The 22,062-nt window shown below is 44.1% G+C and carries 19 protein-coding genes; 18 read left to right on the top strand and 1 reads right to left on the bottom strand.

The features are described from left to right. Positions 1–9: 9 nt before the first annotated feature. Positions 10–795, bottom strand: coding sequence for an XRE family transcriptional regulator (locus H1R16_RS05675; protein WP_181887963.1), 786 nt, complete (start codon positions 793–795; stop codon positions 10–12). Positions 796–857: 62 nt separating this feature from the next. Here H1R16_RS05675 and dinB (H1R16_RS05670) point away from each other — a divergent pair, with 62 nt between their 5' ends. The 18 genes from dinB (H1R16_RS05670) (at position 858) to H1R16_RS05585 (ending at position 22,006) form a co-directional block, all read left to right on the top strand. Next, complete coding sequence (gene dinB / locus H1R16_RS05670; protein ID WP_181887962.1) at positions 858–2,009, top strand: DNA polymerase IV; 1,152 nt, start codon at positions 858–860, stop codon at positions 2,007–2,009. A 1-nt stretch (position 2,010) separates the two neighbouring features. Further along, complete coding sequence (locus H1R16_RS05665; RefSeq protein ID WP_181887961.1) at positions 2,011–5,064, top strand: DNA polymerase III subunit alpha; 3,054 nt, start codon at positions 2,011–2,013, stop codon at positions 5,062–5,064. Between the two features lie 124 nt (positions 5,065–5,188). Next, on the top strand, positions 5,189–5,452 hold the full coding sequence (locus H1R16_RS05660) for a hypothetical protein (RefSeq protein ID WP_181887960.1): 264 nt from the start codon (positions 5,189–5,191) through the stop codon (positions 5,450–5,452). Positions 5,453–5,774: 322 nt separating this feature from the next. Then, entirely contained in the window at positions 5,775–6,014 is a 240-nt protein-coding gene (locus tag H1R16_RS05655) for an acyl carrier protein (protein ID WP_002976354.1), read from the top strand. A 27-nt stretch (positions 6,015–6,041) separates the two neighbouring features. Continuing rightward, positions 6,042–7,286, top strand: coding sequence for a beta-ketoacyl-ACP synthase II (gene fabF / locus H1R16_RS05650; protein WP_181887959.1), 1,245 nt, complete (start codon positions 6,042–6,044; stop codon positions 7,284–7,286). 9 nt (positions 7,287–7,295) lie between these two features. Then, positions 7,296–8,060, top strand: a complete 765-nt coding sequence (gene rnc / locus H1R16_RS05645; protein WP_181887958.1) for a ribonuclease III — start codon at positions 7,296–7,298, stop codon at positions 8,058–8,060. Further along, positions 8,035–8,505, top strand: a complete 471-nt coding sequence (locus H1R16_RS05640; protein WP_181887957.1) for an IPExxxVDY family protein — start codon at positions 8,035–8,037, stop codon at positions 8,503–8,505. The genes rnc and H1R16_RS05640 overlap by 26 nt, the downstream gene beginning before the upstream one ends. Continuing rightward, the gene (gene pyk, locus H1R16_RS05635) at positions 8,498–9,940 is read left to right on the top strand and encodes a pyruvate kinase (RefSeq protein WP_181887956.1); all 1,443 of its coding nucleotides are present in this window, start codon (positions 8,498–8,500) and stop codon (positions 9,938–9,940) included. Before H1R16_RS05640 ends, pyk begins: the two co-directional genes overlap by 8 nt. A 201-nt stretch (positions 9,941–10,141) precedes the next feature. Beyond that, entirely contained in the window at positions 10,142–11,224 is a 1,083-nt protein-coding gene (gene dinB, locus H1R16_RS05630) for a DNA polymerase IV (protein ID WP_181887955.1), read from the top strand. A gap of 96 nt (positions 11,225–11,320) precedes the next feature. Further along, positions 11,321–12,166 carry an AraC family transcriptional regulator gene (locus tag H1R16_RS05625; protein WP_181887954.1) on the top strand — a complete coding sequence of 282 codons (846 nt, stop codon included), beginning with the start codon at positions 11,321–11,323 and terminating at the stop codon, positions 12,164–12,166. Positions 12,167–12,186: 20 nt separating this feature from the next. After that, a complete protein-coding gene (locus H1R16_RS05620) occupies positions 12,187–12,732 on the top strand; it encodes a hypothetical protein (RefSeq protein WP_181887953.1) in 546 nt (181 codons plus the stop codon). A 338-nt stretch (positions 12,733–13,070) separates the two neighbouring features. Next, complete coding sequence (locus tag H1R16_RS05615) at positions 13,071–13,616, top strand: hypothetical protein (RefSeq protein ID WP_181887952.1); 546 nt, start codon at positions 13,071–13,073, stop codon at positions 13,614–13,616. Positions 13,617–13,717: 101 nt separating this feature from the next. Beyond that, a complete protein-coding gene (locus tag H1R16_RS05610) occupies positions 13,718–14,479 on the top strand; it encodes a fimbrial biogenesis chaperone (protein WP_228451392.1) in 762 nt (253 codons plus the stop codon). Next, positions 14,472–15,488, top strand: a complete 1,017-nt coding sequence (locus H1R16_RS05605) for a hypothetical protein (RefSeq protein ID WP_228451116.1) — start codon at positions 14,472–14,474, stop codon at positions 15,486–15,488. Before H1R16_RS05610 ends, H1R16_RS05605 begins: the two co-directional genes overlap by 8 nt. A gap of 37 nt (positions 15,489–15,525) precedes the next feature. Then, a complete protein-coding gene (locus H1R16_RS05600) occupies positions 15,526–18,291 on the top strand; it encodes a COG1470 family protein (RefSeq protein ID WP_228451115.1) in 2,766 nt (921 codons plus the stop codon). Positions 18,292–18,371: 80 nt separating this feature from the next. Further along, positions 18,372–19,844, top strand: a complete 1,473-nt coding sequence (locus H1R16_RS05595; RefSeq protein WP_181887949.1) for an alpha-amylase — start codon at positions 18,372–18,374, stop codon at positions 19,842–19,844. A 137-nt stretch (positions 19,845–19,981) separates the two neighbouring features. Beyond that, positions 19,982–21,238: a putative DNA modification/repair radical SAM protein gene (locus H1R16_RS05590; protein ID WP_181887948.1), complete on the top strand. Its 1,257-nt coding sequence runs from the start codon at positions 19,982–19,984 to the stop codon at positions 21,236–21,238. Positions 21,239–21,241: 3 nt separating this feature from the next. Continuing rightward, complete coding sequence (locus tag H1R16_RS05585) at positions 21,242–22,006, top strand: TIGR03915 family putative DNA repair protein (protein ID WP_181887947.1); 765 nt, start codon at positions 21,242–21,244, stop codon at positions 22,004–22,006. The last annotated feature ends 56 nt before the right edge of the window (positions 22,007–22,062 follow it).

Below are 22,062 nucleotides of genomic sequence, written 5' to 3'. Positions count from 1 at the left end.
ATAGCGAACTTACTTCCCCAACTTCTCCAGGCCATTCACCCTCTTCAGTTCGTTAATCTCCTTTTTCAGGCTTATAAACATGTCCTTTATGGAATTCATGTCCAGACCGCTGCCACCCAGCTCTTCGGTATTGATGCTGCAGGCGTATTCCCAGATTTCTAAAATCTGCGACTTTGGAATGTCGTAAGGCTCATAAAAATCATTGTCCGGAATTACAGAAATGCTTTCGGAGGAGGTTTTCTGAAACCTTTTATAGGTAATCCCTTCGTTTCGGGTGATAAAGATATAGGTCTTGCCCTTTTTCAGGTCGGCAATATTTTCCACGTATTTGCCCACTACATAGGTGCCGTCGTTATAGGGCGGCATGGAATCTCCTTCCGTGGGGAAAGCCCTGTACTTTCCGTTCCTCAGGAAAGGCAGGGACAGCGATTGCAGGTTTTCGATGTACTCCGGATCCGAATAACCGTTCAGGTAACCCATGGACGCCTTCTGCGGAATAATCTCAATCTTGTTTTCCCCTTTTGCATCTACCGTGATGGGCAGGATGATCCGGTTGTCGGCCAGGGTCAGTATCCTGTCTATGGGGTATTTGGCCAGATCTACCGTGAGCAGTAAGTCCAGACTGATCTTAAAATATTTGGACATGCCGATCAGTACTTCAATAGGTGGCTCATTGGCCCCGTCTTCATATTTGGCATAACGGCCGCGCGTAAGTTTCAGGCTGTCGGCCAGTGCCTGCTGCGAGAGATTCAGCTGACCTCTCAGATACCTTATGTTTTCTGACAGTATTGACATTGCTACAATTTATAGCAACAAATATAGTGTTTTTTGTAATAAAACATAATAATTTTGTCCACATGGAAAGAGCAATTGTGCATATGGATCTGGATACTTTTTTTGTTTCATGTGAAAGGGTGATTAACTCTGAACTTGTGGGCAAACCCGTCATCATTGGCGGTGGCGACAGGGGTGTGGTGGCCTCCTGTTCTTATGAAACAAGGTATTTCGGGGTGCACTCGGCCATGCCCATCAAGATGGCGCTCAGGCTTTGTCCGGAAGCCCGGGTCATCAAGGGCGATATGGAACTCTATTCCAGGATGTCGCAGGATGTCACCGAAATTATCCGCGAAAAGGTGCCGGTAGTGGAGAAAGCCAGTATAGACGAGTTTTACCTGGACCTTACAGGTATGGACCGGTTTTTCGGCTGCTATAAATGGACCGGCGAGGTGGCAGGTTCCGTAATTAAGAACACGGGGCTGCCCATCAGCTTTGCGCTGTCCACAAACAAAACGGTTTCCAAGATCGGTACGGGCGAGGCCAAGCCTTTGGGTAAGTTCGAGATTCGCGAAGAAGGTATCCGACCGTTTTTGAACCCGCTGTCCATCCGCAAGATTCCCATGGTGGGCAATGTAACCTTCCAGCTGCTTTCCAGGGTAGGCATCCGGACCATCCAAACTCTTTCGGGCATGCCGGTGGATGTGCTGCAGCAACTCATAGGCAAGAACGGTAAAGAGCTCTGGAAAAAAGCCAACGGCATAGACGAGACGCCGGTAATTCCTTATTCAGAGAAGAAATCCATCTCCAAAGAGCATACTTTTTCCACAGATACCATTGATATTGAATCCATTAAAAGCATCATTACGGGAATGGTAGAAAATTTGGCCTTCCAGCTGCGGGAATCGGGGTGGCTTACGTCCACCGTGGTCGTCAAGATCCGTTACTCCAATTTCGATACGGAAACCAAACAGTTTAAAATCGCTTATACCGCGGTGGATCATACGCTGACTCGCGTAGCGCTGGACCTTTTTAACAAACTCTACACCCGCCGGATGAGGTTGAGGCTTGTGGGGGTAAAGTTTACAGGTCTCGTACACGGAAACCACCAGATGAATCTGTTTGAAGATACCGAAGAGCTGATCTCGCTGTACCAGACCATGGACAGGATTAAAAACCGCTTTGGCAAAGCTGCCGTGGGCAAGGCTTCAGGTTTTAATTTTAATATCCAGTAGCATGTACCTTAACTGCCATACTTACCACAGCCTGCGCTACGGAACACTCTCCATAGAGGAACTGGTTCAGCAGGCCCAGGAACTCCAGGTTTCCACTTTGGCCCTCACGGATATCAATACGGTTACGGGGATATATGATTTTTATAAACTTTGCCTGGATAAAGGGATAAAACCGGTAGTCGGGGTGGAGGTAAGGAATGAAGATGAACTTTATTATATTACCCTGGCAAAGTCCCAAAGCGGTATTGCCGAAATAAACCGTTTGCTAACGGCTCATAACTGCGAAAACAGTCCGCTGCCCGGATCCAATCCGGATTTCAGAGAGGTGTATGTAGTGTATCCGCTGGAGAATGTGCCGGAGAAACTTCTGGAACATGAATTTATAGGAATCCGTCCGGAACAGCTTAATTTGGTCTTCAATTCTCTGTGGAAAAGACTCATCCATAAAATGGTAGCCCTGGCACCGGTTACGGTACGCACGCAGCGCGACCATAATCTTCACCGCATTCTGAGGGCTGTAGACCATAATACTTTAATAAGCAAACTGACTGAGGCGGATTTCTGTAAACCCGATGAGGTGCTTAAACCGGTGTCAGAAATTCGCGACGCTTACCGAAACTACCCGCAAATCCTGGCAAATACCGAAAAGATACTGGAAGACTGCCACTTCAGTTTCGACTTTTCCACGCCCAAAAACAAAAAGCATTTTACAGCGACTCAGGCGGAAGATGAGGAGTTGCTGCGTACCCTGGCTTATGAAGGGCTGAAGAAAAGATATCCCGAAAATCATACCGCCGCGCGTCTGCGGATAGAAAAGGAGTTGAAGGTCATTAACCAGCTCGATTTCTGCGGATATTTTCTCATCACCTGGGATATTGTGCAGTACAGTAACAAGATGGGTTTCATGCATGTGGGGCGGGGCAGCGGGGCCAACAGTATCGTGAGTTACTGCCTGGGTATTACGGATATATGTCCCATTGAACTGGATCTTTATTTTGAAAGGTTCCTGAACCTGAACAGGAACAGTCCGCCCGATTTCGATATAGACTGGAGCTGGCAGAACCGGGATGCCATCCTTCAGTATATATTTGATAAATACGGCAGGGACCATGTGGCTTTCTGCGGAACCAATGTTGAATTTAAATACCGCTCCATCTTCCGCGAAATAGGGAAAGTATTTGGACTTCCCAAAGACGAACTGGATGTGCTGACCACTAAACCTATGGCCGAACATGAAGAGAATTCCGTGGTCAGGCTGGTGCACAAATACGGCAAACTGCTGGAGAAATTCCCCAACCAGCGCAGCATGCATTCCTGCGGTATCCTGATCTCCGAGGAACCTATCACGAACTTCACGGCTTTGGAGATGCCACCCAAAGGTTTCCCCATTGTTCAGTTTGACATGCATGTGGCCGAAGATATCGGCTTTGAAAAGTTTGATATCCTTTCGCAGCGCGGTTTGGGAAGCATTAAAGATACCGTAGACCTTATCCGGCAAAACCGAGGCATTTCCGTGGATATTAAGGATACAGCGCTATCCAAAGACGAAGCCGCTGCCAATGAATTTCTGAGCCGCGGAAAGACCATCGGATGTTTTTATATTGAAAGCCCCGCCATGCGCGGACTTTTGCGGCGACTGAAGTGTGGCGATTATAAAACGCTGGTCGCCGCATCGTCCATTATCCGGCCCGGCGTGGCACAAAGTGGCATGATGCGCGAATACATTTTCCGGCACAATAATCCCACCCAGTTCGAATATTTTCATGAGGTATTTAAAGAACAGCTGGGCGAAACCTACGGAATCATGGTCTACCAGGAAGATGTGATTAAGATTGCACTCTATTACGGTGGTCTTTCGGCGGCAGACGGCGATATCCTGAGGCGCGCTATGAGTGGCAAGGGCCGGTCATTAGCCGCACTGCAGAAGCTAAAGGATGATTTCTTCATCTCCTGCAGTAAACTGGGCCATCCTGAACAGCTTTCAAAAGAGGTTTACCGCCAGATCGAATCCTTTGCCGGTTATTCCTTTTGTAAAGCGCATTCGGCTTCCTACGCGGTGGAGAGTTACCAGAGTCTCTACCTTAAGGTATATTATCCGGTGGAATTTATGGTGAGCGTAATCAATAATCAGGGAGGCTTTTACAGGACGGAGGTGTATGTACACGAAGCACGCATGTCAGGCGGAATCATCCACAATCCCTGCGTAAATAAGAGCCTGTTTAAAACTACGGTATATGGCAAGGATATATATCTGGGACTGATGCATATTGAGAAAATAGAAGGCCGGATTGCCAGGCATATCCCGGAGCAGCGGGAAAAGGCCGGTGAGTATAAATCACTGGAAGATTTCATCAAAAGGATCCCGGTGGGCATTGAAACCCTTCAGATCCTTATATTTATAGGTGCCTTCCGGTTTACAGGCAAACAGAAAAATGAACTCCTTATAGAAGCGCGCTTAATCATGTCTACTTATAAACCCGAATGCCGCATGGAGTCTTTACTGGAAGAGCCGCCAAAGAAATACAGTTTGCCGGAGCTGGAAAGGAATACGTTTGAAGATGCTTTTGATGAAATCGAAATACTGGGTTTCCCTGTCACCTGCAGCCCGTTCGATTTGCTTCAGACCAGGTTCCGGGGGAGGATTATGGCAAATGACCTGCTGAAGTACCACAAAAAACAGGTAAAGATGCTGGCCTACCTCATCTCCCGAAAGCATGTTCCCACCAAAAGGGGTACTATGTTTTTCGGTACCTGGATTGATGCGGAGGGCGAATATTTTGATACGGCCCATTTTCCGGATAACCTGCAGAAATATCCCTTCCAGGGCGGTGGCTGCTATCTGCTTTTGGGACAGGTGGAGGTGGATTTCCATTTTCCCACCATAACTGTTTTGAAAATGGCCAAAATGCCTTTTATTCCCGACCCAAGGTATGCTTTGGATAAAGAGAAAGCGTATGAAGTACACCGGAAGATCAATGAGGATGTAAGTATGACCTGGCGCCAGCCTTACCCGCAGGAAAGTGAAATAGGCCTGCCCAGAAATAAAATGGTATAAACAACACCATTTCGGAGTGTAATTGAAAGCATCATCCGCCGCCGCTGACTCCCATGAAAAATAGCTGAAAATGGGGATTGTATGCGCGGTAGGAAACGTCTACTTTTGAACAAACGCAAGCCAAATGATGACCCTGAAATTATTCGCCAAAAAGAAGTTTGCCCACTTCTTTACCCAGGAAGACTGGGTGCCAAATCCTTCCGTAAACAGTTATTCACTCCGCATTCCATTGGGCAAAATCAAAATTAACAGTGGTAAAAAAGTATACCTGTACATGCGGCAGGGAGACCGTTATATATATATGAATGAAGGTTTTGAAACTGTGAAGGACAGTCAGATTTTCTATACCGCTCACTTTCCTTTCAGCGGGAAAATATCCATAAAATAATCCCCCTCACTGCCTGCAGTTCCAAGGGTTCCGAACCCTGACTTTTCTTCTTTTAAGGGCGGTTTCTGCTTTGCTGGCTTATGCCGGCATTTTTGATTTAAAGCGTTTTACGCACTGCTGAAAACTGTTTTTTTGTAGTCCGTCACTGATGAATCTGCCACGCGGAGCGCATCGTGCTGCCTTGGCGGCACTATTATTAAACAAGTCTGTCCTTACCTGCAGCTGTATCGCGGTTCAAATTCTATAAGCCAATAAAAAAAGTATAAGTTGATATAGAATTTTATATATTTGCAGCATTAACAACATAAAAAATAAAATTACTATGTCAGACATTGCATCAAGAGTAAAAGCTATCATCGCTGATAAGCTTGACGTTGAAGAAACGGAAGTTACCCCAGAAGCTAGCTTCACAAACGATTTGGGAGCTGATTCTTTAGATACTGTAGAACTTATCATGGAGTTCGAAAAAGAATTCAACATTCAGATTCCTGACGATCAGGCTGAAAAAATTACTACAGTAGGACACGCTATCGCGTACATCGAAGAAGTAGTAAACAAATAATATTTCTTTAACGGAAAAATTAAATTTATGGAATTGAAAAGAGTAGTAGTTACCGGTTTTGGAGCCTTAACGCCTATTGGCAACAATGCGAAGGAATACTGGGAAAACCTTGTGAAAGGTGTGAGCGGTGCTGCTCCTATTACTCTTTTCGATGCCACAAATTTTAAAACAAAATTTGCCTGCGAAATCAAGAATTGGGATCCGCTGAATCACTTCGACAAAAAAGAAGCGAAAAAAATGGACCGCAATACCCAGTACGGAATGGTAGCTGCCCGCGAGGCCGTAGCACATTCCCGTATTATGGAAGATAACGTAGACAAGAACAGAGTAGGTGTAATCTGGGGTTCAGGTATAGGTGGACTGGAAACTTTTGAACATGAAGTTCTGGGCTGGGCCAATACCGAAATTCCAAGATTTAATCCATTCTTTATTCCGAAAATGATTGCCGATATCACACCGGGACACATCTCGATTGAATACGGTTTTCACGGACCCAACTACACTACTGTATCTGCCTGTGCTTCTTCTGCAAACGCTCTGATTGACTCCAAGATGCTTATCCAGCTGGGTAAAGCGGATGTCATTGTATGCGGCGGCTCCGAAGCTGCGGTTACTGCCAGCGGTGTGGGCGGATTTAATGCCATGATGGCACTATCTACACGTAACGACGATCCTACAACAGCTTCCAGACCCTTTGATAAAGACCGCGATGGTTTTGTACTGGGCGAAGGGGCCGGATGTATCGTTCTTGAGGAATACGAACACGCCATGAAAAGGGGCGCCACCATTTATGCCGAACTGAAAGGAGGAGGTATGAGTGCTGATGCTTACCACATGACTGCCCCACATCCTGAAGGACTGGGCGCACACATGGTAATGAAAAACTGTCTGGAAGATGCCGGTATTTCAGCAGATGAGGTAGACCATATCAATATGCACGGTACTTCAACGCCACTTGGCGATATTGCTGAGTCCAATGCTATTTCAAAACTGCTGGGCGATCATGCCTATGATATCCAGATCAACTCTACAAAATCCATGACCGGACACCTGCTTGGTGCTGCCGGAGTGATTGAGGCCATTGCAGCTGTCGGGACAATTATGCACGGTATAGTGCCCCCAACTATCAACCATTTCACGGATGATCAGAACATTGACAGCCGTCTGGATTTTACCTTTAATACAGCGGTAAAGAAAGAGGTAAATGTAGCTATGAGTAACACTTTCGGCTTTGGCGGTCACAATGCCTGTGTCCTCTTTAAGAAACTGTAATACTGCTCCATGGAGTTACGGAAATATCTGCCTAAATTCCTTAAAAAAAGAAAAAAAGTACTTTCGGAAAAAGACTACTATCTGAGTTCAGAAATCAGCCGCATCATTGGCTGTGAGATCCAGAACATCAGTCTGTACCGCGAGGCATTTTCTTTAAAGGGTTCATCAAAGAATTCCGAATATAAAAATTATGAGCGCCTGGAATTTTTAGGCGACTCCATTTTGGGTTCCATCATCTCGTGCCATCTGTTTACGACTTATCCGCAGGCTAATGAGGGGTATCTGACCCAGATGAAATCAAAAATTGTAAACAGGAAGAATCTCAATAGATTGGGAGAAGACCTCCGGCTTACAAAATTCCTTATAAACGGTCATTCCTGCACCCTCAGCGAAAATATTGCCGGTAATCTGTTTGAGGCGCTTATCGGTGCAATATATCTGGACCAGGATTATGCCATGTGCGAACGTATCGTTTTAGACAGGCTTCTCACACCTTCCGAGATCAACAAACTTGAAAATAAGATTGTAAGTTATAAAGGTCTTTTGCTGGAGTGGAGTCAGAAACGCAAGATGAATATCCGTTATGATACCTGCGAAGAAACCCAGGTAAGTAAAGCCACTGTTTTCCGCTGCACAGTTTGGATAGGTGATGATAAAATTGCCAATGCGGTAGAATCTTCCAAGAAAAAAGCCGAAGAGAAAGCAGCTCAGCGCGCATTTTACGTTTTAAACAAGAAAGAAAAGATAATTGGACCTGCTCAAACTAACACTTGATGATTGTGATGAGGACGATGGAGTAATCGCTCTTGTTAGACTGGTGAGAAAAATTCCTGATCATGAGTTTTTTTTCCACATCAATTATGCTAACAGTTTTTGCTTTGAAAGGATAGATGATCTTGTGGTGGAAGGTACATTTTATACCTACCACTTCTCTGTTTTCAGAGGTTACAGTAAAGAAAGCCGTACATGCTTCCGTTTCATTAGCAATAAATCCATATTCAGTATCAAGAATAGGGAACTCACCGAGCTTTTCTCCGGTGAGGGCGAAGTGAAATATTTGCTGGAAGCTTATCCCGATACTGATTATATCCTGACTTCACCAGACAAATGTGCCGATTTTTCCCTAATTTTACTGCCTGAAAATCTGTGCTTTCAGCTGCAGGAAATTCCATTGGGTTTTGATGAGAGACTCTTCCATACACTTCAGTATTATGAATAAATATTTAAAGAAGACCAAAATTATAGCCACTTTGGGTCCGGCAACTTCCACCAAGGAAATCATGACGGATCTTGTAAAGGCAGGCGTTGATATTTTCCGTATTAATTTTTCTCACGCCGATTATGATATTGTGCGCAACAATGTTAAGCTTATCCGCGAAATTAATCAGGAACTGGGATCTTCCGTGGGTATTTTGGGTGATCTGCAGGGGCCCAAACTGCGTGTTGGTGTGGTAAAAGAAGGTTCCTATCTTAACCCGGGCGACATCCTTACGTTTACCAATATGAAGATGGAGGGAGATTCCAAGACAGTTTATATGACTTATCAGGATTTTCCCAGGGACGTAAAGCCTGGTGAAAGAATTCTTATCGATGATGGTAAACTGGTACTGCAGGTGATTGAAACCAATGAGGTGGATATTGTGAAAGCCGTGACTGTTCAGGGTGGACCTTTAAGTTCGAAAAAAGGTGTAAACCTGCCTAATACAAATGTTTCACTGCCGGCACTTACAGAAAAAGACATTCAGGACGCCAATTTTATGATGGACCTGGAGCTGGACTGGATCGCTCTGTCATTCGTGAGGCATGCACAGGACATCATTGACCTTAAACAGTTGCTGGCCAAACATCCTAATAAGATTAAGACACCTATCATCGCTAAGATTGAGAAACCTGAAGGTGTAAAGAATATTGAACAGATCTTGCTGGAATGCGACGGCCTTATGGTGGCACGTGGCGACCTTGGTGTTGAAGTTCCGATGGAAGAAGTCCCGGCCATCCAGAAAATGCTTGTGGAAAAGGCCCGGAATTATGCCAAGCCTGTAATCATCGCTACCCAGATGATGGAAACAATGATCACCAGCCTTACGCCTACGCGTGCAGAGGTTAATGATGTGGCCAACTCCGTACTTGACGGTGCTGATGCAGTGATGCTTTCCGGCGAAACGTCAGTAGGCAGATATCCGGTAGAGGTGGTGCAGAACATGACCAAAATTGTAAAGAACATTGAGAACACCAACTTCTATATCCAGAAAAACTCGCCCATTGAGAAGGAGTTTAACTGTATAGATACCAGGTTTATAACAAACAGGATTTGTCTGGCCGCTGTACGTATTGCCAAAAGTACTGATGTAGAGGCGATTATTACCCTTACTCACTCGGGATATACTGCTTTTCAGATCTCTGCGCACAGACCCAACTCGCATATCATCGTTTTCAGTTCCAACAGAAGGGTTACAACGATGCTGAATCTTCTTTGGGGCGTACGTGCCTATTATTATGACGCGCAGAAATCCACAGACGAAACCATCCTTCAGGTAAATGAAATGGTAAGCGAACTCGGTTACGTAGAGGAAGGCGATTTCGTAATTAATCTGAATGCAACACCGGCCGGTAAAGGGGGCAAGACCAATACTTTAAGACTGACAACGATTTAGGGCCAGTTCTTGCAGAAAATTTGAAGATATCAGCCGTCCGATTCATTTGGGCGGCTTTACTTTTTAAGGATAGATGACCTGAAAGCTGGAGTATCTGTCTATTACTTTCGCAATTATCGGTCAAACTATCCGGGAGCGCCATCAAGATTTCGTGTATCCTTACCACTCTTTGTGAAGCACAGTTATTGCTATTTTTGTTTGATGAATGCTGCCGACAGAAAGATTATTCACGTTGATATGGATGCGTTTTATGCATCTGTGGAACAGCATGACAATCCGGAACTGAAGGGTAAGCCGGTTTGTGTGGGAGGCGGGCAGTATGGCGTGGTGGCAGCGGCCAGTTACGAAGCCCGGAAATATGGAATCCGCTCCGCAATGCCCGGAAGGATTGCTCTTGAAAAATGCCCGCATCTTATTGTGGTGAAACCGCGCTTCCAGCGCTATAAAGAAATCTCCGGTCAGATCCGCGATATCTTTTACGAATACACCGACCTTGTAGAACCTCTTTCTCTGGATGAAGCCTACCTGGATGTTACCGAGAACAAAAAAGGGATCTCATCAGCCAATACCATTGCCCGTGAAATAAGGCAGAAAATTTTTGAGCGCACTGGCCTGACTGCTTCAGCGGGTATATCGGTGAACAAGTTTCTGGCGAAAGTGGCCTCAGATTATAATAAACCCAACGGCCAGAAAACCATTCATCCCACGCAGGTTCTGGAATTTATGGAAAAACTGCCCATCGAAAAATTTTACGGTATTGGAAAAGTGACGGCCAACAGGATGCATGAACTGCATATCTTTAACGGTGCCGACCTGAAGGCCAGATCAGAGCAGGAGCTCACCACACTGTTCGGAAAATCCGGAAAATACTATTATAATGTGGTTCGTGGTATCCATGAAAATCCTGTAAGACCACACAGGATTGCGAAGAGTGTGGGTGTAGAGGAAACTTTTTGGGAGAATCTGGCAGATGAGGAGTCCGTATTTGAACAGCTTAAAACCCTCAGCAAAGAACTGGAGACACGTATGTTGAAAAAAAATGTGAAAGGTAAGGCACTCACCTTAAAGATTAAATACCGGGATTTTACCCAATACACCCGCTCTAAGTCGGTTGAGGAATTCTTCAGTGATTTCAGCAGGTTGAATTCTATTGCGCTGGAGTTATGGAAGTTGAGGCCGTATGACAGGCCTGTAAGGCTCCTGGGCCTTTCGCTTTCAAATCTGGACAGCCACGGGAGTAAAAAGGTTTCTGTTCAGCTTAAAATACCTTTTGAGGATATCTAACAAAAATCATTAGTTAAAGAGATTTATTACACCAAATTTTTGATATCTTTATATTATTATTTCCGAATTGAAATATACCCCTTGAAAACACAATAAATGAAGACTCTAAGAGACTGGGGCCTCAGTGCCCTCAGCGATATACAGGATGAGGACCGGACAATTAACTTTGCCGGTTATTCAATTCTGTATACAGCTACGGAGAATGTACATCTGCTTATTTTTGATAATGAGGTTCATTTGCCACCCGAAACATTTTACTTTATACCGCCCGACAGTCCTATTCAGTTCATGACCGATACCCTGCAGGCCATCATGATGTGGTTTAAGGTGGATCTCTTTGTAGACCGTCTGGAATTTCTGAGCCATATCAAAAAAGGGATTTTTTTTAGGAATCCTTTAGGCTGGGCGGTACCGAACAGTTTTATGCCCTTTGATTCGATTATGAAGTACTACTATCTGCCTACGCAGGAAAAGGTACTCAATAAACTTTTTGCCAAAAACCTACTTGTTAATTTCCTTGAATTTATCCTGATCCGTACGCTTATGGAATACGATCCCAAGATGGATCATTACAGGAAAGACAGTCACGAGAAGGAAATGGCAAATAAATTCATCTTCCTGCTGCTTAACGAATCCTCCTTCAATTTTACGGCGGTCTATTACGCGGATAAACTGAACATCAGTAAAAGAAGCCTGGATAATGCGGTGCAGACGGTTTATGGATGCACAACAAAGTCCTTCATCATCGCTAAGGCCTTGGAAAAGGCAAAGAAATTGCTCAGGGGTACAGAGATTCCGATCAAGAATATCAGTCAGGACCTTGGTTTTTCCGAAGAGAGTAATTTCAGTAACTTCTTTAAAAAACACACAGGCAGTTCACCGCGTGAGTTCCGCGATCATGCAGTGAGCCAGATACCGAATCTGAGATTAGTGAAGTCCTGACGTATAATCAGTAATTGCCTATGATACGTATTATTACAATCTGCATGCTTATCGTTTTATCGCTTTGGTCCGGAAATTTCTCGGCACAAAGCGGCTCTTCCACCGTTCTCAAAATTGTGCTGCATCCTGTGCAGACCATTGAATTGGGCGCGATGGATCAGAATGTTAATCTCACCTATAAAACCAAGCAGGATTATAGCCAGGGCGTAAGCCTGAACAGGGATAATCATCTAAAGGTGTACAGCACTGGCGGTTATGTTGTAAATGTGAGAACATCGGATGCCAAGCTAAAGTCTGTAGGAACCGATGTCTACATCAATGCAGGTGATATCACCCTCACAGCTGCAAAAGGCGCTTCCAGCGGTTCGGATTCATTTACTACTGCGCCTGTCCAGCTTTCCAGCACTGATACCGCTTTCATCACTTCGGCCACCGGCACTTCCAGCAGTAGTTACAGTGTTACGTATGCCGCAAAAGGAGGAGATGCTTTCATCAATCATCATTCAACCGGGCAGGATCCAACAGTATATAGTACTGAAGTTTTATACAGCATATTGCCACACTGATCACTCTTAATGCTCAACCATAACCAAATGAAGCCCCCCATAACAGGAGGGCTTCGTTGTTTCTTTCTTATAATTTCATGAATTCAAATATGCTTCTAATAATTTGTGGCGAAATTTCAGGGATGAGAATATCTGATTATAGTTAGAAAATCTTTAACTGGTATTGTAAAACAGTTTAATATATTAATTATTATTGTCAAAATATTATGAATGACATTTGCATAAGTTTTTTGGATGTTTTCATAAAAAGCTATTTGAAGTGCCGTATTACTTTTGTAGTGTTAAAACAAGGGGTATAAGTCTTAACAAATAAGCACTAAAATTAAAAATCTACAAATATGAAAAAGGCCATTTTATTAGCAATGTTTATCGGAGGCGTTTTTGCAGCTACTGCACAAACCACTCAAACAAAACTGAATGTTATTCTCAACCCTATACAGTCTATAACTGTAAATGATGCTTCCAAGGAAGTAACTTTAGAGTATGTAACTACGAATGATTATCTTGCCGGTGTATCTTCTCCGGTCCTGAATAATCACCTTACCGTATACAGTACGGGTGGATTCCAAGTAAAGGCAAAAGCAGCTAATCTTACAAACGGACTAACTACAGCTCCTGGACAGAATGTTGAAATCCTTTCCAGCGGTATATCACTTTTAATAGCGAAGGGAACGGGAAACAATGGTTCAGACATTAATCCAAGTACAGTAAACCTGGGTACGGGTGATGTTAATCTTTTTAGCAGTACTACCGGTGGTGTATCCATGGGTTACAATGTAACCTACAAAGGTGCCGGTGGTAATGAATATGTTGGAAAACACTTCAGCGGTACGGGTAAAACCACTTACACAACCAATGTGATGTATTCCATTGTAGCTCAATAAACTTAGACAAAATATAAAATTGGGGCAATGTGAGGATACTTATATTGCTCTTTTTATTTATGAAAATGAGGTCTTATTTTTACGCCGTTCTGATACTGTTTATGGCATGCGGTTTAGTAAATGGTCAGACGGGGCTTGATGTTACGCCCCCCAGATCATATTTTGTGTCTGCCCCCGGCTCCTCCAGTTCAAACAAGATAAAGGTTACAAATTCAAGTAAGACAAATTCGCTTACTCTCACTGTATCCACCCACGACTGGGAGTACGATACTGAAGGGAATAATGTCATAGCAGATGCAGGTACTCTGAAAAACTCTGCGGCAAATTGGGTTACGATCAGTCCGCAAAGCTATTTTTCATTGGCTCCAGGCGAATCTCAGGATATTATAGTTACAGTGAAAGCTCCTGCTTTACAAGCTGATACACTTAATGTGCATACAGCTCTTTTATTTATCACCCAAACCAATCCGGTGGATTCCTACAATCAGGAAGGTGCCATGGTTAAGGTAACACTGCGTTCGGGAATAAAACTTTATCACCGCTATAATTCTCCGGAGGATCCCAATGTTGAGTTTCAGGATTACCGTTATAACAAAAAAGCAAAGATGCTGGAACTGGATCTGGAAAATACCGGAAATATGTGGACAGACGGCACTGTCTTTACTGAGCTGGTGAATTTGAGCAACGGTCGGAAACAAACACTAGAAGATCAGATCTTATATACGCTTCCGGGAGACCGCCGATCAGTAAAAATAACACTTCCAAAGGACCTGCAACCCGGGAAATATACCGCTTCATCAACTTTTTCATACGGTAATGATGATACGATTAAAATGGCCGAACTGGCATTTGTACATGAATAAATTTATAGCCCTGTTGGCTGTACTTATTTTTTCAGTTGCAGATGCGCAGACATTTGCCCGCCTCAGTGTACATAATACCGGCTGGGTACCTGTTGATACATATGGCGAAACGCGGATTAAAAACCTTAAACGCTTTTTTATTGAAGTTCAGAATGCAAACGGATTGCAAATGGACAGATGGTCTGTCACTTTCAGGGTAAACGGGTCTATAACCAACGGTATAAAAAACTTTCCACCCCAGAAACTGAAATATCAGTTCAGTTATTTATCGACTGGAGGTGAAAACAACGGGACACCCGTAAATGCCTCTTCTTTAGGCCTTAATACTGCGGTTATGCCTTTTCAGATTAGCGGTACTGATATAACCACTCAGTCACAGTCGGTTTATGATCTTGGTATAAAGAACTATTTTGCTATCAGTCTTTACTATGATGTGATTGTGGAAGCAGGCGCTTACCTGGAAGAATATAAATCGTGGAGCAATTTCAAAGTTAATATGATAATGGAGCTGCGGAACAGGAAAGGTGAGTTGATGACACAAATTCCCGTGTCGTTCGATTTGCGGATTATGCCGTTGGATTCTCCGCCTACCACCCCGACATTCGGAATGGTATTCGACGAAAATGCCAAAAATGTTCTTCTTGAATTCAAGACAGCTTCCGATTATTCTAATGGTGTAACCAAAACACAGTCTAAAGCTTTTTCCACATTCTCCAATACTCCTTATACAGTGCGGGTAAATACAATCGGTAGTTCCCTGTCCAGCAACAGCAACAGCACCCTGCCGGTAAATGCCCTGAAAATGGAGGTACGCGAAAATCAAACACAGCTTCTTACAGGCAATATAAGTCTCTCTACTTCGCAGCAGAATATCATCAGCAGCGCCGCACATCCAGCTCTTAAGTTTTATGACATCACCTACTCCACACAGGCAGGTGACCTTACATTTTTCAACAGGTCCTACGACCAGTACTCAGGAACTGTTGTATTTACCATGATTCCCCAGTAATATCGTGTTGACTCTCAGGAATGTTTTCCGGTTTTTTTTGGTCTTTTTTCCCTTGCTGCTTTTTTCGCAGGTAGGTAAGGTTTTAATTAAGACAGACACTGCTGTTGTGGTGGCCAATGGTGAAATGCGCAGCCTTATGGTACAGATCAGCAACGGTACAGCGACTGCGAAGAACCTGAAGCTTAGCATAAAAGCACCGGAAGGCGTACGACTGTTAAACCCCGGAACTACCGTAAATTCTGAAGCCGGTGAAAACCTCTTTATTCCGGTAAAGATTTTTATTGAGAAAAAGCTCCCTGCAGGAAATTCTCCTGTCTCACTTTGGTTGCAGGATGCTGCCGGAAAAATTGTTGCCTCATGTGAGACTGTGCTGAAAGTGGAAGCACGGCGGCAACTACGTATTTTCTCGGATGAGCCACAGATACTGATTTACAGGGTGGGCGACAGTTTAAACATCAGCACGCAGGTAAGTAACGGGGGCAACCGTACAGAGGAAGCCGAAATCTACGCTAGTTTCCCTCAGGGTATCGGGAATGAATTGATACTCCGTAAAAAAGTTATACTCGCACCCTTCAGCAGCCAGAAAGTTGAGTTTTCACGTATTATAGACCGGGAGATGCTCCGGATGGAGGTCTTTACTGTTAATGTGGCCGTAACTGACGCTTCTAAGGAGTTTTTTGGTAATACTATGGTTACCGTGCAGAATGCTTTGGGCAACAGACGTTATGTGGATCCTACACAGAATCCATTTTACAGAGGAATTGAAAATAACTATATCTCCTGGAGTTCCAATAATCCTTTCGATCAGATTTCAGCCAGCCATATGCTTAATTTACATTCCACTGTAAATATTGGAAATACAAAAGCCATTGTGAATACGAACGGTACGTTCTGGCCTACCCTGGATACCAAAATGATGTTTCAGAATACGTGGCTGAAACTGGAGCACAACGAATTTTCAATGCATTTGGGTAATATTAACGATAATAATATGGAAATCACACTGAACGGTCGTGGTTCTCAGCTTACATTTACGCCAAGTCCCGAAACCGGAACCGCAATTTCCGCAGGTGTGGTGGAAAAATCTTTTAACCTGTTTGAGCCTGTTCGCGTAAATAATTTTCCACGCGGTTACTCAGCTTTTGCCAGAGCCAATTATGTGCTAAACGGCTACCAGAGTTTGGACGGTGAAGCCATTTGGGATACTGATATTTTCCAGAGAAGTTTTATTCTGAAAACGGGATATACATACAGTAACAAAAAGGATAAATCATTTGATGTTGATCTGGGTTACGGATATGCAAGGTCTGTCTCACACAGCGACGTGGCAGAGCCATCGCTTTCGGCAGGACTCAATTACCGACAAAACTGGAAAAACTATTCCTTTACTTCTTCCAATTCCTACAGTAGCGGCTACTATCCTGGAATTCGGAGGGGAAGTACAGTTCTGGAGCAGCGCCTGTTCCGCAGTTTTGATAAATTCACACTTTACGGTGCGTATGGTCTGAATCATTATAATCCTAAGAATATAGATCCCCTGTACCAATTCAGTTCTTTTTCGGAACGTCACCGAATAGAATTAGGTTCCAGCTTTCGGTATTCCCGTAAAATGGATATCAGTTTGCTATCGCAGACCTCAACCGAAAATTCAGAGGTTTTTCTTGGTGAAGTCTTTGCCCGTACTGCAATTAAATTTGAAAGTGCTACAGCAGGAATTACGCTGAACTACGCCACAGACGACCAGAAAAACCGTTTTACACTTTCTCATTCGCAGGGAATCTCTTATTACCGTGGTATCACCGAGCCAAGTCATATCTATAATCTTCAGGCGGGTTGGCATCACCGTAACCTGCTCATAAGCGGAAATTATCAGAAAGGTAATTTTTTACTGTACGAAGGCAACAGGAACGGGAAAATTAGTGATGGTAATGAGAGACTGTCTGCTGTGGCTTCTTACAGGTCTGTTTTGCTGAATAACAAGCTGAATCTGAACTTCAATACAATGGCAAATTTGGACCGTCAAAGCGGAAAAAGTCTCGCCCTAAGTTCCAATGCTGATTACCGCATATTCAGAACCACCCGCATCTTTGGCAGTTTCAGTTACAGCTACTATTCAAGCGGTGCACATGGTAATAAGAATATTTTTTATCAGGCCGGCATCTCACAGGACCTTCCGACTATTGGCGACGAGCCCGTGAAATATAAAAACGGCACAATCCGCATGTTCACCTTTTTTGACCATAATAATAACGGTACCTATGAACCCGGAACTGACGAGCCTGCAAACGGTGTGAAGGTGAAGATCAACAACATTCTGTTTATCTCCGGTGACGACGGCTATATCAAATACCGTAAACTTCCTTTTGGTAAATATGTAATAAAGTCAAATGAGAACGAATGGTACAGCGAAATTCAGGAAGTAGACCTGCAGCAGAAGGAGGAGTTTATAACTCTTCCACTGGTTAAAACAGGGGTTCTCAAGGGAAAAATAACTTACGAAAAAACCGGTAAATTCCAGTATGAAGTCCAGGAGCATCTTGCCGGAATTCCGGTGCTGTTCCGAAGCACCACAGGTAAAACATTTACATTCTACAGTAATGCTCTTGGGGAATACAGTGCCTACCTGCCCTTAGGTCGGTACCAGGTTTCTCTGGAAAGTCAGGCGTTTCAGAAAAATGTTTATACCGAAAGTAGTTTTAATGATGTAATTGTTGAGGCCTCCACCACTAAGTCTCTTGAGGATTTTTTACTTAAGGTCCGGGAAAAGAAGGTTGAAATCAAGCGATTCGGGACCGCGGAATAAACATTTCTGAAAACCTCATCATTTGGCCACCTGCCGGATTGGATTGTTTTTTGCTAAATTGATGCCTCCAAACTACTTCCATGAATCCAACAATGATCCAGTTTTTCCACTGGTATTCCGCCGGTGACTCCACACTTTATACCGAAGCTGTACAGGCTGCAGATTATCTTGCAGAACTTGGAATATCGGCAGTCTGGTTTCCGCCTGCGTACAAAGCTGCTGGCGGGGGCTTTTCGGTGGGCTATGACCCTTACGACCTTTTTGATCTGGGCGAATTTGACCAGAAGGGTGGTGTTGCCACAAAATACGGAACCAGGGAACAGTATCTGGAAGCCTGCAGCGTGCTGCAAAGCAAAGGGATTTCTATAATTGCCGATATTGTGCTCAATCACAAGGCCGGCGGCGACAAAAAAGAGAGGTTTCATGCCATACGGGTTAATCCGGACAACCGTGAAGAACAACTGTCGGAAGCAATGGAAATTGAAAGCTATACCAAATTTACATTTCCGGGAAGAGGCGAAACGTACTCCGATTTTAAGTGGGATTTCCAGTGTTTCTCCGGCGTGGATTATGCGGAGGGGCAGGAACCGGGAATTTACCAGATCATCCATGATCATGGAGACGGCTGGGAAGATATTATTTCCGATGAATTGGGTAACTACGACTTCCTTATGCACAATGATATTGAGCACCGGAACCCTTTCGTTCGCGCCGAGCTTAATCATTGGGGAAAATGGTACCATGACCAGATAGGCTTCAGCGGAGTGCGTTTGGACGCCGTAAAACATCAGTCGCCGGATTTTTATAAGGAATGGCTATACACGCTGCGGGCAAATACCGGCCAGAATATTTTTGCCGTGGGCGAATACTGGGCTCCCGGCGCTCTGGAATTAAAACAGAAGTACATTGAAGCCACAGACGGCTGCATGAGCCTTTTTGATTCCTCGCTGCATCATAACTTTCATGTTGCGTCGCTTCAGGGTGCCGATTATGACCTCCGCACCCTGTTTGATGATACACTTACACTTGCAAATCCGCTGCTTTCGGTAACTGTTGTTGATAACCATGATACCCAACCGCTGCAGGAGCTTGAAGCTCCTGTAGAGCACTGGTTTAAACCTCTTGCTTATGCTTTGATTCTTTTGCGGACAGACGGTTATCCATGCATTTTTTATCCGGATCTCTTTGGTGCGCACTATACAGATGTAGACAAAGAAGGCAACGAACAGGAAATCTTTCTGAATAAAGTAGAGAAGATTGAGGAACTGTTAAAAGCCAGACAGCTTTATGCGTATGGTGTGCAACGGGATTATTTCGAAGATGCCAACTGCCTGGGTTGGGTACGCGAAGGTGACGGTGAACATCCAGGCTGCGCAGTGGTTCTGAGCAATAAGGAAGCTTATGAAAAGCCCATGGAAATGGGCGCACAATACGCGGGCAAACATTTTTACGATTTTTTGGGATGGTTCCCTCAGCAAATCACCGTTGATGAAAACGGCTGGGGAACGTTCCCTGTACCTGCAGGAAATGTAAGTGTTTGGGTGCCTGTCTGAAACGGGGCAACCACTGTTCTGACAGCCTCAGAATAAATAGTATTTCACACTTACTATAAATGGTATAAACTTTTACTAAATAATTATTTGATGTTGAATTATTTACTATTTTTGTATGTATCATTTAACATAATAATATGAATTTTGAGCGCATTCAGGAAAAGCTGGAGATACTTGCAGACGCTGCCAAGTATGATGTTTCCTGTTCTTCCAGCGGGGGAAACCGTAAGAATAAAGGCGGTTTGGGGGACAGTCACGCATCGGGGATTTGCCACACCTATACGGAAGACGGTCGGTGTGTGTCGCTGCTTAAAATTCTTCTGACTAATCACTGTATATACGACTGTGCTTACTGTGTGTCGCGCAAAACCAATGATGTTAAGCGTGCTGCCTTTACGGTGGAGGAGGTGGTGGACCTTACCATCAGTTTTTACCGCCGGAATTATATAGAAGGTCTTTTTCTGAGCTCAGGAATCTTCAAAGATTCGGATACGACAATGGAAAGGTTGGTAAGAGTAGCTAAAAAACTTCGTTTGGAGCACAATTTCAACGGTTATATTCACCTTAAGTCCATTCCCGGCGCCAGTGATGAACTAATGAAAGAGGCCGGACTGTATGCAGACCGACTTTCCATCAACATTGAAATTCCTACTGAAAAGGGGCTCAAGCTCCTGGCCCCGGACAAGTCGCATTCGGAAATGATTAAACCGATGAGTTTCGTTAAAAATGAACTCATTCTTTATAAAGAAGAAAAGAAAATCTTCCGCAAAGTTCCCAGGTTCGCGCCGGCGGGGCAGTCCACTCAGATGATTGTGGGCGCTACCAATGAAACCGACCTTAAAATCATCAAGGTGGCCGATCATTTCTACCAGAATTTTAACCTCAAACGTGTTTATTATTCAGGCTACGTGCCGGTCCTGGAGGACAGCCGTCTTCCTTCCATACATTCCCAGGTTCCCATGCAGCGGGAGAACCGTCTTTATCAGGCCGACTGGCTCATGCGGTTTTACGGTTTTGAAGCGTCTGAAATTCTGGACCCTGAGCAGCCTTTCCTTGATCTGGAGGTAGATCCTAAACTCGCCTGGGCGCTTAGACACCGTGAACAGTTTCCTGTAAATATTAATACAGCTTCCAGAGAAATGATTCTTAGGGTCCCGGGCATTGGCACCAAGTCGGCCGGAAAGATCCTGATGGCGCGTAAATTCCAGAAATTAGGAATGGACCAGCTGCGCAAAATGGGCGTGGCAGTAAACCGGACTAAATATTTTGTTGAATTTGAAAGTTCCAATGTATTCAGCAAATTCATAGATGATCAGAATCTCAGAAAAATTCTGCTGAGCGGTATGAGTTCCAAATATCAGAATCCCTTTTCCCAACAGCTTACTTTATTCTAAAGCATGACCACGCTTGTATATGATGGTTCTTTCGAAGGGCTGATGACTGCGGTGTTTGAAGTTTTTGAATACCGTTATGGGGTGGCGCGCATCATTGGAGAAGAAAATCATCAGCATCATGCTTTTTTTGATGAGGTTCATCACGTAAGCACGGATAACTCGAAAGCTGATCGGGTCATTCAGAAACTGGAAACCGGTTTGGGAAGGAGCGGCGTGAGACAGTTATTACTGGTTTACCTGTCGGAAAGACAGGACGCCGGCGATCTTATTCTTGCAGCAGTAAGGCAGTCTGTGAAGAATCCGGGTGCAGACATTCTGCAGAATTTTGGTGACAGCGATATTATGGAGATTGCAAAAATCTGTAAAAGCATGAGTCGTGAAATCCACCGCCTGCATGCCTTTGTCCGTTTTGAGGAACTGGAAGACGGAATGTTCTTTGCAAAGGTGGAACCCGACTTCAATGTATTGCCGGTAGGTTTCCGGTTCTTCAAAGACCGGTATGCCGATCAGAAATGGATGATATATGACCTGAAGCGGCAGTTTGGCATTATGTACGACCTTAAAGATACGACCTTCTTTTATCCAGATGCTGGGCAGCTGGACCGGCTTCGAAATCCTGATAATCTGTACAGCGAAAGGGAAAAGAAATATCAAAAACTCTGGCAGCGCTATTTTACCAAAACTAACATCACTGAAAGGAAAAATATGAAGCTGCATACCCAGCACGTACCTAAGCGTTACTGGAAATACCTTACCGAAAAAGGATAATGTATGTTATGCAGAATTTTTTTATGGAAACTTTAAGAAATATTTAATAGAGGTCT

The organism is Marnyiella aurantia, assembly GCF_014041915.1.
In the GTDB taxonomy this organism is placed as follows: domain Bacteria; phylum Bacteroidota; class Bacteroidia; order Flavobacteriales; family Weeksellaceae; genus Marnyiella; species Marnyiella aurantia.
This window is presented reverse-complemented; position numbering and strand designations above follow the sequence as displayed.

Coding starts and splice junctions, on each gene's coding strand:
- H1R16_RS05675 (WP_181887963.1), bottom strand. CDS start 795: ATGTCAATACTGTCAGAAAACATAAGGTATCTGAGAGGTCAGCTGAAT.
- dinB (WP_181887962.1), top strand. CDS start 858: ATGGAAAGAGCAATTGTGCATATGGATCTGGATACTTTTTTTGTTTCA.
- H1R16_RS05665 (WP_181887961.1), top strand. CDS start 2,011: ATGTACCTTAACTGCCATACTTACCACAGCCTGCGCTACGGAACACTC.
- H1R16_RS05660 (WP_181887960.1), top strand. CDS start 5,189: ATGATGACCCTGAAATTATTCGCCAAAAAGAAGTTTGCCCACTTCTTT.
- H1R16_RS05655 (WP_002976354.1), top strand. CDS start 5,775: ATGTCAGACATTGCATCAAGAGTAAAAGCTATCATCGCTGATAAGCTT.
- fabF (WP_181887959.1), top strand. CDS start 6,042: ATGGAATTGAAAAGAGTAGTAGTTACCGGTTTTGGAGCCTTAACGCCT.
- rnc (WP_181887958.1), top strand. CDS start 7,296: ATGGAGTTACGGAAATATCTGCCTAAATTCCTTAAAAAAAGAAAAAAA.
- pyk (WP_181887956.1), top strand. CDS start 8,498: ATGAATAAATATTTAAAGAAGACCAAAATTATAGCCACTTTGGGTCCG.
- dinB (WP_181887955.1), top strand. CDS start 10,142: ATGAATGCTGCCGACAGAAAGATTATTCACGTTGATATGGATGCGTTT.
- H1R16_RS05625 (WP_181887954.1), top strand. CDS start 11,321: ATGAAGACTCTAAGAGACTGGGGCCTCAGTGCCCTCAGCGATATACAG.
- H1R16_RS05620 (WP_181887953.1), top strand. CDS start 12,187: ATGATACGTATTATTACAATCTGCATGCTTATCGTTTTATCGCTTTGG.
- H1R16_RS05615 (WP_181887952.1), top strand. CDS start 13,071: ATGAAAAAGGCCATTTTATTAGCAATGTTTATCGGAGGCGTTTTTGCA.
- H1R16_RS05610 (WP_228451392.1), top strand. CDS start 13,718: ATGGCATGCGGTTTAGTAAATGGTCAGACGGGGCTTGATGTTACGCCC.
- H1R16_RS05605 (WP_228451116.1), top strand. CDS start 14,472: ATGAATAAATTTATAGCCCTGTTGGCTGTACTTATTTTTTCAGTTGCA.
- H1R16_RS05595 (WP_181887949.1), top strand. CDS start 18,372: ATGAATCCAACAATGATCCAGTTTTTCCACTGGTATTCCGCCGGTGAC.
- H1R16_RS05590 (WP_181887948.1), top strand. CDS start 19,982: ATGAATTTTGAGCGCATTCAGGAAAAGCTGGAGATACTTGCAGACGCT.
- H1R16_RS05585 (WP_181887947.1), top strand. CDS start 21,242: ATGACCACGCTTGTATATGATGGTTCTTTCGAAGGGCTGATGACTGCG.